Source organism: Embleya sp. L77 (genome assembly GCF_055557415.1).
In genome coordinates this window covers 3,001,605-3,016,626 of the sequence record NZ_CM145709.1, presented here as the reverse complement: position 1 = coordinate 3,016,626, position 15,022 = coordinate 3,001,605, and the positions used below count along the sequence as shown (strand labels likewise).

Annotated in this window: 8 protein-coding genes and 1 tRNA gene; 3 read left to right on the top strand and 6 right to left on the bottom strand. The window is 73.2% G+C overall.

Features of this window, described 5'->3' with window-relative positions; all coding sequences use genetic code 11:
- Window positions 1–13: 13 nt before the first annotated feature.
- The 5 genes from ACZOOI_RS12655 to ACZOOI_RS12635 all read right to left on the bottom strand — a co-directional run bounded on the left by ACZOOI_RS12655 (window position 14) and on the right by ACZOOI_RS12635 (window position 7,735).
- The gene (locus tag ACZOOI_RS12655; protein ID WP_465280745.1) at window positions 14–1,696 is read right to left on the bottom strand and encodes a PrsW family intramembrane metalloprotease; all 1,683 of its coding nucleotides are present in this window, start codon (window positions 1,694–1,696) and stop codon (window positions 14–16) included.
- Window positions 1,697–1,836: 140 nt separating this feature from the next.
- A complete protein-coding gene (gene trmB / locus ACZOOI_RS12650) occupies window positions 1,837–2,565 on the bottom strand; it encodes a tRNA (guanosine(46)-N7)-methyltransferase TrmB (RefSeq protein WP_465280744.1) in 729 nt (242 codons plus the stop codon).
- 12 nt (window positions 2,566–2,577) lie between these two features.
- Window positions 2,578–4,797, bottom strand: coding sequence for an FGLLP motif-containing membrane protein (locus ACZOOI_RS12645; protein ID WP_465280743.1), 2,220 nt, complete (start codon window positions 4,795–4,797; stop codon window positions 2,578–2,580).
- A gap of 150 nt (window positions 4,798–4,947) precedes the next feature.
- Window positions 4,948–6,222 carry an L-2-hydroxyglutarate oxidase gene (gene lhgO, locus ACZOOI_RS12640; protein WP_465280742.1) on the bottom strand — a complete coding sequence of 425 codons (1,275 nt, stop codon included), beginning with the start codon at window positions 6,220–6,222 and terminating at the stop codon, window positions 4,948–4,950.
- Window positions 6,223–6,304: 82 nt separating this feature from the next.
- Window positions 6,305–7,735 carry a cytochrome P450 gene (locus ACZOOI_RS12635; protein ID WP_465280741.1) on the bottom strand — a complete coding sequence of 477 codons (1,431 nt, stop codon included), beginning with the start codon at window positions 7,733–7,735 and terminating at the stop codon, window positions 6,305–6,307.
- 317 nt (window positions 7,736–8,052) lie between these two features.
- Here ACZOOI_RS12635 and ACZOOI_RS12630 point away from each other — a divergent pair.
- A tRNA-Met gene (locus ACZOOI_RS12630) sits at window positions 8,053–8,126 on the top strand.
- A 97-nt stretch (window positions 8,127–8,223) separates the two neighbouring features.
- On the opposite strand, the gene ACZOOI_RS12625 is transcribed toward ACZOOI_RS12630, so the two are convergent.
- A complete protein-coding gene (locus tag ACZOOI_RS12625; RefSeq protein WP_465281174.1) occupies window positions 8,224–9,570 on the bottom strand; it encodes an MFS transporter in 1,347 nt (448 codons plus the stop codon).
- Window positions 9,571–10,243: 673 nt separating this feature from the next.
- On the opposite strand from ACZOOI_RS12625, the gene ACZOOI_RS12620 reads away from it, so the two are divergent.
- Together ACZOOI_RS12620 and ACZOOI_RS12615 are read left to right on the top strand one after the other, a co-directional pair.
- Window positions 10,244–12,139 carry an asparagine synthase-related protein gene (locus tag ACZOOI_RS12620; protein WP_465280740.1) on the top strand — a complete coding sequence of 632 codons (1,896 nt, stop codon included), beginning with the start codon at window positions 10,244–10,246 and terminating at the stop codon, window positions 12,137–12,139.
- A 1,618-nt stretch (window positions 12,140–13,757) separates the two neighbouring features.
- A complete protein-coding gene (locus tag ACZOOI_RS12615; protein WP_465280739.1) occupies window positions 13,758–14,903 on the top strand; it encodes an acyl-CoA dehydrogenase family protein in 1,146 nt (381 codons plus the stop codon).
- The last annotated feature ends 119 nt before the right edge of the window (window positions 14,904–15,022 follow it).

The window sequence follows — 15,022 nt, the reverse complement described above, 5'->3', positions numbered from 1 at the left end:
GAGCCGGCTACGGCTACGACTCCCGCGGTTCCGTGGGGGTCGCCTCGGGCGGTGGTGGTTGCGGGGTGTCGCCGGGGCGGGCGTACCACGCGGGCGGGCCCAGGGGTCCGGGCTGCGCGGGTACGACGCCGGCGGCCGACGCCGGGGGCGGACCCCACGGTGCGCCGGGTTGGCCGGGCGACCCGCTCCACGCCCCGTTGGCCGCGTGCCGAGGCGGCTCCCACGGCGCGGGCACGCCGTACTGCGGCGGAGGTCCCCAGGCGGGATGCGCCTGCGGATGCCGACCCGGCGGCATCCATCCGGGCGGCGGGCCGAACGCGGCCGTGCCCGGCGATGGCCCCCAGCCGGCCGGTGCCCCGTACGGCGCGGCCCCATACGGCGCCGTGCCCGGCGGGCCGAACGGCATCATCCCCGGCGCCCACCCGGGCGGCGGCTTGATGTAGCGCCACCTCGGGGACGGCATCGTGTGGTCGATCACCCGGCTCAGGAGCGGCTTCGCGGCCCAGACCCGATCCAGCAGCTCGCGCTCCTGCGCCGGGAACTCCGGGGCCGGACCCTTGCGCGAGCGGCTCGCACGCCGGCGCAGTTCGGCGAGCAGCGTGGCGTTCGCCTGATACGCGCGCAGTTGCGCCGCCCCGGCCGGGCCGAGCATGGCCTTCGCGGTCCGCAGCGCGCGCGAGCGGTCGGCCATCGAGGACAACAACAGCGGCTCGTGCGGTCGGAACCAGCCCGCCGCGACGTATCCCGGCAACTCGTCCTCGACCGCGCGCAACTGGTCCCGGCGCACGATCACCACGTACCAGACGAGCCCGCCCAGGATCGGCATCATGACCAGGAAGTACACCCCGAGGAAGGCAAGCCCCTGGGTGGCCGAGCCGTTCCAGGCCGCATGCAGCCCGACCGCGCACACGTAGCCACCGAGCGGGAGCAGGATCCGCGCCGGTCGGGAGCGGACCGCCAGCGCGAGGCCGAAGCCGAGGCCGATCATCGAGGTGAACAGGGGATGGGCGAACGGCGACATGATGCCGCGGGCGATGAAGGTGCCCCACGTGGTGCCCAGCCCGTCGCCGCTGTCCTCGCTCGCGGCGAACTCGCGGCCGAAGTACAGGATGTTCTCGGTGAACGCGAAGCCCGCCGCGCTGACCGCCGCCGGAATCAGTCCGTCCAGGACGCCGCGGAAGCTCTGCCGGATGGTCAGGAACAGGAGCAGGACCGCGAGTCCCTTGACGCACTCCTCGACCACGGGCGCCACGATGGTCAGCCCCAGCAGCTCGGCGTCCTCTTCCCCCTTGAGGTCCATCAGCTTGTCGAAGGACCAGCTGTTCGCGAGCAGCGCCACGAGCGCACCCGCACACGAACCCCACGCGAACGCGAAGAGCAGGCTCTTCCACGGCAACGGCCGCACCCGACCGAGCCACACGATCGCGCTCACCACCAGCGGAGCGGGCACCAGCGCCAACAACGCGCCGACGAGCAGCCCCTGTGCGCCGATGGTGTCGCCGAGCATGACCGCAACCGTGACCGCACAGCCGAGCAGCGCGGTGACGAGCACGGTTATTCGCGCGGTCTGGTTCGCCGCGAGCGTGCGCAGCCGCGACTTCTCGACCGGTCCGGGCTCGTACAGGGCGAACTCGTACGCGGCCCGGTCCGGGGGGACCGGACCGGCCGGCGCGTCGGGTCCTTGCGATGCGTCCATATGGGGTGACGATAACGCCGCGCGGTGGCGCGGTGCCCCTCTCTCGGGTCGGCTGTGACGTGGTCGGTATCGGTGGTCCGACCGGGGCCGGTACGCACCGCCGGGCCGCGGGCGGGCTCGGGTTCGGGCCGGTGCCCGGCTCAGCGGCGCCGAAAGAGCAGATCCGCGACCTCGTGGCCCTTGTCGAGCCCCTGCTGTTCGAAGCGGGTGACCGGCCGCCAGCTCGGTCGGGGAGCGTAGCCGTCGACGGTGTTGACCAGTTCGGGCTCGGCGGAGAGCACTTCGAGCATCCACTCCGCGTAGTGCGCCCAGTCGGTCGCGCAGTGCAGAATGCCGCCCGGCGCCAGCCGCGACGCGGCCAGCGCGGCGAAGCCGGGCTGAATCAGCCGGCGCTTGTGGTGCCGGGTCTTGGGCCACGGGTCGGAGAAGAAGACCCGGATGCCCGCGAGGCAGGCCGGCGGCAACATGTCCCGAAGCAATTCGATCGCGTCGCCGTTGGCCACCCGTATGTTCGTCAGGCCCCGACGCTCGGCATCGTGCAGCAGGCTGCCCTGACCCGGGGTGTGCACGTCGATGGCGAGCACGTTGGTGCCCGGGTCGGCCTCGGCCATCGCCGCCGTCGCCTCGCCCATGCCGAAGCCGATCTCCAGCACCACCGGGCGGTCGTCGCCGAACAACTCGCCCAGGTCGAGTCGGCGGTCCGCGACGTCGAACCCCCATCGCTCCCACAGCCGATCCAGCGCGTCGCGCTGGGCGAGCGTGACCCGGCCGCGCCGCGGGGTGAAGCTGCGCACGGTCGCGAGATGACGGATCGGGCGATCGGTGATCGGGACGCCGGAGGCGGTCGAGGCGCCGGGAAGAGGGGACATAAGACAAGGATTTTACGGCGAATCCGGGGGACGGCCGATCGTCGGGGGAACCCCGGGCATCGGCGGCGGCGGGCCCGACGGGCCGGGCAGCGTCGCTGCGACGGGTACGTGCGGTGCCCACGGCGGGTCCGGCGGCGTTGCCGGGCGCAGCCGGAACACCGCCCAGAACAGCACCGACGCGACCAGGAAGGCACCGAAGAGCCACGCCGCGCGCAACCACATCCCCCGGGTGGCACCGGTGCTCACCCCGGTCGGGTCGAGCAGCGTGAGCAGGAACAGGAACACCGCGACCGCGTACACCGCCGCCCAGCCCGATCGGCTCCACCGCCACAGCAGGTGACCGTCCAGAAAGCGCACCGGCAACAGGCCGAAGACCAGGCCGATCACCGCGGCGACATAGGTCTGGGTGAGCACGTTCTCGGCCAGCACCCAGCCGAAGGCCGGCGTGTCCTCGCCGGCGAGCACGTGTTCGACCGGGATGCGCCCCACCCAGGCGCCCAGGCCCACCCCGGCCAGCGCCCACGCGCCCAGCGCGGTGGCCCGCCCGTCCTCGCGCGCGGGGATCCGGCGCAGGCCGGCATGCGTGAAGGCGAGGAACAGGCCGTAGACGTAACCCGGCACCAGGTGCGCGAGCCGGGAGCCGGTACCCAGCAGCAGGGCGACCACCAGGGCACCGGGGATCAGCTGCGGGAAGGCGCGGACCCGCGAGACGTGCCGGCGGTACGCCTCGGACACGCCCGCGTAGGCGAGCACGGTGATCGGGACCGCGATCAGCAGGGACAGGGCGAGCGCGGACGTGCTCGTGTCCAGGGCCACGTTCGGTTCGACCGCGACCGTGCCCAGCGCGGACAGCAGGACGAAGGCGAGTACCTGGAGCCGCGGCGCCCGCGGCAGCGAACGCGGTCGGGCCGCGCCCGGTCGCAGCCGGCGACGGATGCGACCGCGGTTCTCCTCCACGGTCTTGTTGAACAGTTCTGCGGCGAAGCCCACCAGTGGGAGGGCGAGCAGGGCGCCGACGCCCGCGCCGGCGAGCGGCGCGGGGTGGTCGAGCAGGTCGTCGGGGGAGGGCAGGCCGCGTGCGGACTCGGCGCGGTCGGCGGCCCCGCCGGGCACGGCCCGGGCCGGCTGCCGGGTGGGCAGCACGGTGAACGCGAGCCGCACGCTGCCGTCCAGGCGCTCGGTGGCGCACACCGCGGTCAGTTCGGCCGGCCCCTCGGGCAACCCGGCGGGCACGGTCAGCTCGGCGTCGACCCGACCGTCCGGGCCGACCGGGACCCGGGCCAGCTCCCGGTCGCCGCGGCGGATCGCCAGTTCGGCGGGCGTGGCGCCGGTCGCCGCGGCGCAACCGGTGAAGCCGGATCCGGTCGCGCGGATCCGGTCGCCGCCGCCGGCCTGCGCGGTGGAGAGGCCGAACGCGACGGGCGGAAGCGTGAGTTCGGCATCGAGGACGACGCCGGCGTCCACCACGCCGAACCCGGCGGAATCGGCCAGGCAGGACACGGTGATCCGGTGTGCGCCGCGGGTGGGCGTCTGCGGGACGTGCAGGCGCAGCGGCTGGTACTCGATCAGCGCCTGCGGCCCGTTCGGCTCGGCCGGGGCGTAGAACGTGGTGACGAAGCGGCCGTCCCAGAAGAGTCCGCCGCTGTGCGTCGCGGTGGCGGGCCCGCAGCGCAGGTTCGTCCAGACGGTGACGATGGCGTCGGGTGTGGGTCGGGCCGGTTCGAGCACCAGCCGCCGGCTCGCCAGGTTCGCCGGCGGCGGACCGGGGGCCGGGAAGCCGTCCGGATTGCCGGGCTCGGCCTGCGGATAGTCGAACGTGGTCTGGGCCATCGGCGCCGGGAACACCTCCCGGCCCCGGTTCGTGCACACCGTGCGGAAGCCTTGGACGCCGACGTAGACGGGCGGGTCCAGGGTGAAGCGCACGGTGAAGCCGTGGTCCTGCGCGGGGTCGATCGGGACGTCCGCCGCGATCAACCGGTCGGTGCCCAGCACGTTCGTGCGCAGCCGCGCGTCGTACCCGATCACGTCGACCCGACCGGTGGGACATCCGGTGTGCCCGGTGGCCCGGAGCGTGACCGCGTCGCCGGGGCGCAGCTGTCCGCCCGGCGAGATCACCAGCCGGGCACCCGGGGTGTCGGCGCGGGCGGGCGCGAACCCGCCGAGCAGCCCGCACACCACGAGCACGGCTGCGCCCACGAGTAGGGCCCGCAGAACAGCGGGATTGATGGCCACGACAGTCCCCCGATCGGCCGGTCCGCGACCATGATCGCGCAACGGCTCGGCGGCCGGCCAGAGCCCCTGGGGTGCCGTCAACCCCCGCCGGGCGCCGCGACGCCCGCACCGAGTCTCGCCGCCCCGGCGAACCACGCCCGAATGGAACCGCTAGGCGAGTGGTTCTCCGGCCCGCCGACGCACGGCACCGGACGCCGCGGCGCCCGGCGCGGGGTTGAAGGCACTCCCCAGCCGCTCCGCGACCCGAGCCGCGATCTCGTCGCCGATCGGCAGCGACGCGGTCGCGGCGGGCGAGGGCGCGTTCAGTACGTGGACCGTGCGCGGGCCGCCGGTGATCAGGAAGTCGTCGACGAGTTCGCCGTCGGGGCGGACGGCCTGCGCGCGCACTCCGGCGGGCGCTCGGACCAGGTCGTTCGCGGTGACCTCGGGCAGCAGCCGCTGCACCTCGCGCACCATCGCGGGCTTGGCCACCGAGCGCAACAACTCGCCCGCGCCGTACCGCCAGTGCCGGCGCGCGATGTGCCACATGCCCGGGTAGGTCAGCGTCGCGGCCAGCTCGCGCGGCGCGATCCGCGACCACGAGTAGCCCTCGCGACGCAGCGCCAGGACCGCGTTCGGCCCCACGTGCACGTCGCCGTGGATGCCCCGGGTCAGGTGTACGCCCAGGAACGGGAAGGCCGGATCGGGCACCGGGTAGACCAGCCCGCGCACCAGCCCGCGGCGCGAGGGCACCAGTTCGTGGTACTCGCCGCGGAACGGCACGATCCGCACCGGCGGCGGGTCGCCCGCCAGCGCGGCGATCCGATCGCTGTACAGCCCCGCGCAGTTGACCAGGACCCGCCCGCGCAACTCGCCGAGCCGGGTCTGCACGACCACCTCGTCCGGGTGTACGGCGAGGTCGACCACTTCCGCACCGGTGCGCAGCGCGACGCCGCGCTCGTGCAGCAGGGCGACCAGGGTTCGGCACACGTCGGCGTAGTCGACGATGCCGGTGGAGGCCACGTGCAGGCCGCCGACCGACAACACGTGCGGCTCGCGTTCGCGAACCTGCTCGGTGGTCAGCTCGGTGACCGGCACGCCGTTCGCCAGGCCGCGCTCGAACAGCGTGCGCAGCCGCGGGAGTTCATGCACGCTGGTGGCGACCACGAGCTTCCCGGGGACATCGTGCGGGATGTCGTGCCGGGCGCAGAATTCGGTCATCCGGCGCGCACCCTCGACGGCGAAGCGGGCCTTGAGGCTGCCCGGCCGGTAGTACAGGCCGGAGTGGATCACCCCCGAGTTGCGGCCGGTCTGGTGGACCGCCCAGGAGGTCTCCTTCTCGACCACGGCCACGGTGCGCCCGGGGTCGCGTTCGGTGAGCGCGTATGCGGTGGCCAGACCGACGATCCCGCCGCCGATCACCACCACGTCGTAGGTCAACGTCATGAGCACACCTCCGTCCGGCCTCGGACCCACCCTAGGCTGCCCGACCCGGGCCCGGGACGGGCTTGCCCGATGGTGTCCGCCGTCACCGGCCGCGGCGCCACCTGGCCGGGGACCACCACGCGGTGGATGTGGCCGGTGCCGGGTCGGGCGCGGGCTCGGGCGCGTGCTCGGGGACCGGGGTCGGGTGCGCGGGTGGGGCGAGTGCGGGAGCGGGGACGGGCTCGGGCGAAGGTATCGGCGGCGCGGGAGCCGGCGCCGGGGTCGAGGTCGGCCGGGAGGAGGGGGCCGGCCAGGGGGCGCCGCCGTGGATCGGGTGGTCGGGAGTGAAGGCGACCGGCAGTGTGGCGAGGGCGCGGATCCAGGGGGAGGCGCGCCAGGTGAGCGCGTCCTGGGGGACGGCCAGGTGCAGGTCGGGCAGCCGGTCGAGCAGCGTGTCCACGGCGGTCTTGGCGATCAGGCGCGCGTGGTCCTGGGCGGGACACATGTGCGGGCCGCCGCCCCAGGCCAAGTGCGCCCGGTTCCCGGTCAGTTCGGTGCCGGCCGTGCGGACCGCGGGGTCGGCGTTGGCGGCTGCGATGCCCAGGAGCAGGAAGTCGCCGCCGCGGATCAGGGTGCCGCCGAGCAGGGTGTCCTCGGTGGCCCAGCGGCCGGCCGCGTTCTGCATCGGTGGGTCCTGCCACAACACCTCGTCGAGTGCCTCGTCGGTGGTGCGGCGGCCGCCGGTGAGGGAGGCGTGCAGGGTGTGGTCGGTCAGCAGGATGCGCAGCGCGTTGCCGATCCAGTTGGCGGTGGGCTCGGTCGGGGTGATCACGAGCAGGTCCTCGATCACCTCGGCGTCGGTCAGCCCGGCGGGATGCGCGATCATCCAGGACGTGACGTCCGCGCCCGGCGTGATCCGCTTGGCCGCGACCAGGTCGGTCATCATGCGGTGGAAGGCCGCCTGATGCGCGAGCGCCTCCGGGCCGCCGTCGAACATCCCGTTGATCGCCCGGACCAGGTGCGGTCCCTCCGGAGCGGACATGCCGACCATCCGGCCCATCGCCAACAGCGGCAGGCGCTGCGCGTACTCGGTGAGCAGGTCGGCCTCGCCGCGGCTGACGAACGTGTCGATCAGCGAATCGGCCATGTGCTCGATCTCGCCGCGCAGGACCCGCCGATCGACCCGGCCCAGGCTCTGTGCGACGGCCGCGCTGCGCCGGCGGTGTTCGGGGCCGTCGGCGCACAGGACGGAGGGGCGGTACTCGACCATCGGCGAGAGCGGCCAATCGGCCGGGACCAGGCCCTCGTTCCGGTCGCGCCACAACCGCGAGTCGTGCGAGAACCGGTCCGGATCGCGCAGCACGGCCAGGAGTTCGGCGTAACCCAGGACCAGCCACGCCCGCACGCCGCCGTCCAGCACGACCGGCGCCACCGGGCCGTGCCGTTCGCGCAATTCGCGGTACAGCCCGGCCGGGTCGGTCTCGAAACGTGGGCCGGACAGGGCCACGAACGGGCAGCCGGATCTCTCGGTCATCTCAGGACACATCCCGCTCTGCCGCTGCCACGGCCGTCGCCGGCGCACGTCGGCCCGCCCGGGTGGGCGACCCGCCCCTTCTACGGCCCGGAACCATATCGTGCCCGCGGCCGTCTGCCACCGGTGCGAATCGGACACGAACCGCCTTTTCCCGTAGGGGTATCGATTGCCCGCCCGGTCTCCGGTCCGGTTCACCGGTCACGGTCCCCGCGGGCCGGTTCGCGTCCCCGTCCCCGGTCTCCCGCGGCCGGTCCGGCCGGCCGTCGCGGCAATTGGTCGTGGGCGCGGTCGCGATGGCGTACAGTTGGGTCTACCGACGCGGGGTGGAGCAGCTCGGTAGCTCGCTGGGCTCATAACCCAGAGGTCGCAGGTTCAAATCCTGTCCCCGCTACTTGGATCACGGGCCCGACATGAAAATGTCGGGCCTGTGGCGTTTCCGGTGGCATTTCCCGAGGTCGTTCGCCGGGCCGAGGACGGTCCGGTGCGGCTCAGACGGTGATCCCGCCGACCAGCCGGGCGCGTTCGGTGAAGTCCTTGACCGCGCGCACGTCGGCGTACGGCTTGAGGCCGATCATCAGGTCGTTGAGGTAGGCCGCGTTGCGCGACGAGTGCACCCGGTCCGCGATCTCCAGCGCCTGCCGGCCGGTCGCGCAGGCCGACTCGATCTCGCCCGCGCGCAACTCCGCCTGCGCCCCCACGGCCAGCCGCAGTCCGTGCGAGCGCTGGTACGCCTCGCCGCGCAGGCCCGCGAGCGCCTGCACGGTGAAGTAGCGGGTGCGCTCGGGCACGCCCAGGTCGCGGTAGCACTCGGCGCCGTCCGCACACAGCCGGTCCCACGTGAAGAAGTCGATCCACTCCGGATCGGCGTCGCCCGGGCGGGCCCGCTCCAGGTGCGCCTCGGCCGCGTTGAGCGCGCGCCCGCAGCCCACCGCGTCGCCGGCGCGGGCTTGGGCGCGCGCCTCGACCAGGTGCAGGAAGCCGGTCACCCGGGAGGTCGCGATGCCCTTGTTGCGCTCGATGGCGGCCTGGGCCAGGTCGACCGCGATGTCGGGGTTGCCGCGGTAGGTCGCCTGCAGGCTCATCGACGCGAGCACGTAGCCGCCGAGCGGTACGTCCGCCGCCGCGCGGGCCAGCCGCAGGGCCTGGATGTAGTAGCGCTGTGCGACCTCGTGTTGGCCGGTGTCGAAGGCCATCCACCCGGCCAGTCGGGAGAGTTCGGCCGTGGCGCCGAACAGCCTGCGGCCCACGTCGTCGTGATAGCTGCCGCGCAGCAGCGGGGTCGCGTCGCAGCGCAGACACTCCGGCACCATCGACGCCCGCCAGTCGCCGCCGCCGTACTTGCTGTCCCAGCGCCGGGCCTCCTCGGCCGCCTCGCGCAGCTTGGTCACATCGCTGTGTCCCACGTGCGGCCCGGTGCCGCGGTGCTCGGCGCGGGCGTCCGCGGGGGTGATCAACCAGCGGGCCATCGGCGTGCCGTAGGCGGTGACGGCGAACGTCCCGGCGAGCAACTCGCGTCGATTCACGTGGTCGTGCCTCCACAGGTCGGTGGCGGTGCGAACTGCCTCCCCGACATCGCGTGGGAAGGCCAGACCGAGATCGGGATCCACCGGCCGACTGTCGTCCAGGCCGATCTCCTCCAGCGGCACCGGGCGGCCGAGGCGTTCCGCGAGCACGGCCGCGATCAGGTGCGGCACGGGGCCCTGTGGAGTCATCCCCTTGCCCACCCAGCGGGCCACGGAGGTCTTGTCGTAGCGGAGGGAGAGTCCGCGCCGGGCGCCCAGATCGTTGACCCGGCGGGCGAGTCCGGCATTGCTGACCCCGGCGACGCCGAGCAACTCGCCGAGCCGGCCGTTGGGTCCGCGCTCGCGCGGGGGTCGGGGACGGGTGTCGGCGGGCTCCGCGGGCCCCTGGTCGGGGTAGGCGTGGAGGGTGGAGGGGCGCTCGGGGGACGCCTGGTCGGCACCGGCCGGGGAGTCGCCGAAGGAGCCGTCGGACCCGGCGCCGACGCCTCCGCTCACTACCCCCGGATCGGGAACCTCCCGACCCCCGTCATCGGGGCCCGAACGCCCCGACTGATCCTGCTTGGGACTGCCGCGCATAGTTTGCCCCCAAAGGCAACCCTCCGTCCGCCTCAGCGTAACCGGACCGGCCACTCGCGGTAAGGGAGATATTCGCCAATCCCGGGTGTCGCGCGACCCGATTTCACGAGTCGTTCCCGGTCGTCCTGCCGCCGGGGCAACCCTTGGCCAAGCCATCGCCAAGGCCGGGTCGCAATCATTGACAGAACGTACTTGACGCCGCGTCAGTACGCAGGCACGGTCAAAAGGCACCATGCGCCGGGTGCGTGTCCCCGTGCGCCGTCGGATGCGCTCTACTCAGGCTTGCCTAACCTTGGTTCCATGGAAACGTCGGAGCACGTACGGCCGGTATCCATGGTGATGTGCGCGAGGCCGTAACCCGAAGGGGGTCGAGATGCGCTGGTTCGCAGGGGCGTCCGAAAGTCGGAGCGTGACCCGGCCGACCGGGGCCAGGACGCTGTGGGACGGCTCCGATCCGCTGTGGCTGGTGGGGAATTGGCCCGCGGACGAGGTCCGGGTGGTCAGCCGGGGCGGGATGCGGATGGCGGTGCTGGGCGTGTGCGGCGCCACCGACGCCGAGCTGGAGGTCGGACTCGCGGTCGCCCGAGGCGGCGCGCTGCGACACCTGACCGGGTGGGCCGGCAGCTACCACGTGGTGCTGCGCACCGGCCTGCGCACGGTGGTGCTCGGCGATCTCGCGGGCGTCCGCCAGGTGTTCCACACCGAGCCGGCCGACGGCGTGGTCTACGCCTCGCACGCACTCCCGCTCGCCGACCTGACCCGCGCCGGCCTGGACACCGAGGCCTTCGCGGCCCGCCTCGCCTGCCCCGACGTGCCCGAACTGGTGTCCGGGCGCTCGATGTTCGCCGGGGTGAACCGGCTCGAACCCGGCCACGCCCTGGACGTCGCGCACGGCGTGGCCCGGGTGCGGCTCTACGAACAGCACCGCTCCCCGCTCGACTTCCCCGGCGCGGCCGTCGAACTGGGTCGGGCGCTGTCCGACGCGGTCGGTCGCCGAGTGGCCGGATCCAAGCGCCCCGGCGCGGATCTGTCCGGAGGACGGGACTCGGCGGTGCTCGCGCTGCTGGGCGCCCGCTCGGTGGCAATGGCCAAATCGCGCGACCTGATCGCGGTCACGTGGGCCGAGCCGTGCGCCCCCGGCGACCCGGAGTCCGCGGCCGACATCGTGGCCCGCTCGGCGCGGCTGCGCCACCTGGTCGTCCCGGGCGACGTCGACCACCTGCCCTACACCGGCCTGGAGGACGTGCTCAGCGGCGCCGTGATGCCCGACGAACCCGGCTTCTCGCTGATCGGCATGGCCCGAACCACCCGTACGTTCAACGCCATTCGCGACGCCGGCATCGACATGCACATCACCGGCTACGGCGGTGACGCGGTGCTGGGCACCCCGCTCGCCTACCTCGCCGACCTGGCCATGGACCGTCGCCGGCTGACCACCGCCCGGCACGCCCGCACCTGGGCACGCAACCTGGGCATGCGCGGCCACGACCTCGCGAGCACCGCCAACCGGGTCGCCCGCACCACCTTCCCCCAGGCACTCGACCAACTCGCGGAGGTCTTCGCGGGCTCCGGCCGGGTGGAAGCGGGCCCGGCCGCCGCGATCGCGTGGTGCTCCGCGGCCCCCACGGCGGTCTGGACGACGCCGGACATGCGCCGCCGTCTCGCCGTGTCGCTGCGCCGCCTCGCGGGCGAGTCGGTGGTCTCCGCCGGATCCGTTGTCGCCGCGGACCCGGCGGTCCATGGCCGCCCGGGGGACCGCGCCGCATGGGTCGCGGTCCGCCGGGCGGCGGAACGCCAACGCGCCTGCCAACAAATCGCCGAGCGCATCGGCGTGCGGGTCCAAGCGCCCTACCTGGACACCGCCGTGGTGCGCGCCGGGTTGTCGCTGCCGGCCTGGGCACGGGACCGGGACGACGGCCCCAGGGCGCTGCTCACCGCGGCCGTCCAGGGGCTGATCCCGCGACACACCCTCGGCACCGTGCACCGGGCCGACTACACCGAGGCCGAACGACGCGGCCTGCGCCTGAACGCCCGGGTGCTCCGCGACCTGTTCGCCGACCCGCTGCTCGCCGAACTGGGCGTGCTCGACCCGGGCGAGGTACGGCACACCCTCGACCGAGCGATCGGCGGCCCGAACCTGAGCAAGGGCGACCCGACCGCCGCCGCCCCCGACCTGCCCCTGGGCGCCCTCGCCGACATCGTCTCGGCCGAACTGTGGCTGCGCGGCGTCTGGGAGGGCCGAGTAATGCGCTGGGACGCAACCCCAAGCTCGGCCCCGGGCGTACGCATCGCAGCGGTCGCGTAGGCCACGCCGAGATCCGCCGGCCACGGGGCGGCCCGGCGGGCAGCAAGCAGGGAGGGCACGCCGGGCACCTGGGCAAGCCGCGCGGGCACGTGGGTTGCCCGGGTGCCGGGGAGCCGGGGTGCTGGGGTGCCGGAGTGTTGGGTGCCCCGGGTGCCCAGGTGCCGGGGGATTCGGTTGGGTGGCCGCCGGGCCTTCTGTGGCACGAGGCATCTGCGCCAGTGGGCCGTCACGAGCCACGTGGGCCTGCCCGGCCCATTCGGCCACCGCCGCCGGGCCTGCCGAAGCCGGTCCGCCGTCGGGGTTGTTCGTCCGCTACGCGGCCGGGGTTCGGTCCGGTGCTTCGCATCCGTGTTGTTCGTCCGCTACGCGGCCGGGGTTCGGTCCGGTGCTTCGCATCCGTGCTGCTCGTCCGCTACGCGGGCGGGGTTTGGGTCCGGTGCTTCGCATCCGTGCTGCTCGTCCGCTACGCGGGCGGGGTTTGGGTCCGGTGCTTCGCATCCGTGCTGCCCGTCCGCTACGCGGCCGGGTGGGCGGGGGCGATGTTCGCTTTGGGGGCCGTGGTTGCGTCCCTCGCGGGTCTGGAACCGGATCGCGGTGGGCCTTCCGGGGCTCGGGAGTCCGGCTGACCTGCGGCTTTACCCGCCGAGCGGGCTTGCGCACCCCAGCGAGTGCGTGTTTCGTGCTTCCTGGGCCCGCATCGAGCCTGGCGAGGCCGGGCCGGTCGCCCTTGGACGGACGAATGGGCGCGGCCTGGGCGGCGGGCGCGGGGCGGGGCCGGAGAGGCCAGCGAGCCCGGCTCGCGTGGGCCGAACAGGGCGGGGCCGGCCGCGTAGCGGACGAACAACACGGATGCGGAGCACCGGACCGAACCCCGGGCGCGGAGCGGACGTGCGACCTTGCCGCACCCCGAAGTGCGGGTTTCGTGCTTTCTGGGCTCGGCATCAAGCCTGGCGAGGTCGGGCCGGTCGCGCTTGGACGGACGAATGGGCGTGGCCTGGGCGGTGAGCGTGGGGCGGGGGCCGGATAGGCCATCGAGCCCGGGTCGGCCGGGCCGAACAGGGCATGGCCGGCCGCGTAGCGGACGAACAACACGGATGCGGAGCACCGGACCGAACCCCGGGCGCGGAGCGGACGTGCGACCTTGCCGCACCCCGAAGTGCGGCTTTCGTGCTTCCTGGGCCCGCATCGAGCCTGGCGAGGCCGGATCGGTCGCCCTTGGACGGACGAATGGGCGTGGCCTGGGCGGCGGGGGCGGGGGCCGGAGAGGCCATCGAGCCCGGGTCGGCCGGGCCGAACAGGGCGGGGCCGGCCGCGTAGCGGACGAGCATCGCGGATGCGGAGCACCGGACCGAACCCCGGGCGCGGAGCGGACGTGCAACCTGCCGCACCACGACTCACCCGCGCCTTGCCTCAGGACGCTCGGCCTCTCCCCGGCGGGGTCCTCGTACGCAACGCGGCCGGGGACGTTTCTGTCCGGCGTTCCACTCCCGCGCGTCCCCGGGCCTTGATCCGCTTCCGGTGCGCACCTAGCATGCGAGCGTGGCACCTACCGACCGGTAGGAATGTCCGATCCGGCTCGATTCACCGCGACACCGCTGACCGCAGGGGGAGCACGCACATGAGGGACCGGCACCTCGAACCCGAGCACATCGCCTTTCGCGAATCCGCGCGTGAGTTCTTTCAGCGTGAGGTGGTCCCGTTCCACGACCAGTGGGAGAAGGACGGCATCGTCGACCGCTCGGTCTGGCTCAAGGCCGGCAAGCAGGGACTGTTGGGCATCGACGTGGACGAGCGCTACGGCGGCGGCGGGGTGTCCGACTTTCGCTACTTCGCGACGTTGTCCGAGGAACTGATCCGGGTGGCCGCGTCCGGGGTGGGATTCGGCCTGCACAACGAGGTGGTCGCGCCGTACCTCAACGACCTGGCCACGGACGAACAGAAGCAGCGCTGGTTGCCCGGCTTCTGCTCCGGCGAGATCATCACCGCGATCGCGATGACCGAACCCGGCGCGGGCAGCGACCTCCAGGGAGTGCGGACCACCGCGATCCGGGACGGCGACCACTACGTGCTCAACGGCGCGAAGACCTTCATCGCCAACGGCATCAACGCCGACCTGGTGATCGTGGTGGCCAAGACCGATCCCGCGGCCAAGGGCAGCAAGGGGATCAGCCTGATCGTGGTCGAGCGGGACATGCCGGGCTTCGAGCGCGGGCGCAACCTGGACAAGATCGGGATGAAGGCGCAGGACACCGCCGAACTGTTCTTCTCCGACGTGCGGGTGCCGGTGAACAACCTGCTCGGTGAGGAGAATCGCGGCTTCTACCACCTGATGAGCAACCTGCCGCAGGAACGCCTGGGCATCGCGAGTGCGGCGGTCGCCGGCGCCGAGACGGTCTTCGCGCACACCCTGGAGTACGTCAAGACGCGTACCGCGTTCGGCCGCCCGATCGGCTCGTTCCAGAACACCAGGTTCGAACTGGCGGAGATGGACACCGAGTTGGACATCGCGCGGACCTACGTCGACGACTGCATCATGAAGCACCTCGCGGGCGAATTGGACGCGGTCGCCGCCTCGAAGGCCAAATGGTGGACCACCGACCTGCAAAAGCGCGTGGTCGACCGCTGTCTGCAACTGCACGGCGGATACGGCTACATGCTCGAATACCCGGTGGCCAAGGCGTTCATCGACACGCGGGTGCAATCGATCTACGGGGGGACGAACGAGATCATGAAGGAAATCATCGGCCGTTCCCTCGGCGTCTGAACACGGCGTCTGAACACGGCATCTGAGCAGGGCATCTGAACACGGCGTCGGTACACGGCATCGGAAGCAGGCATCGGAACACGGCATCGGAACAAGGCATCCGAACGTGCCATCCGAGC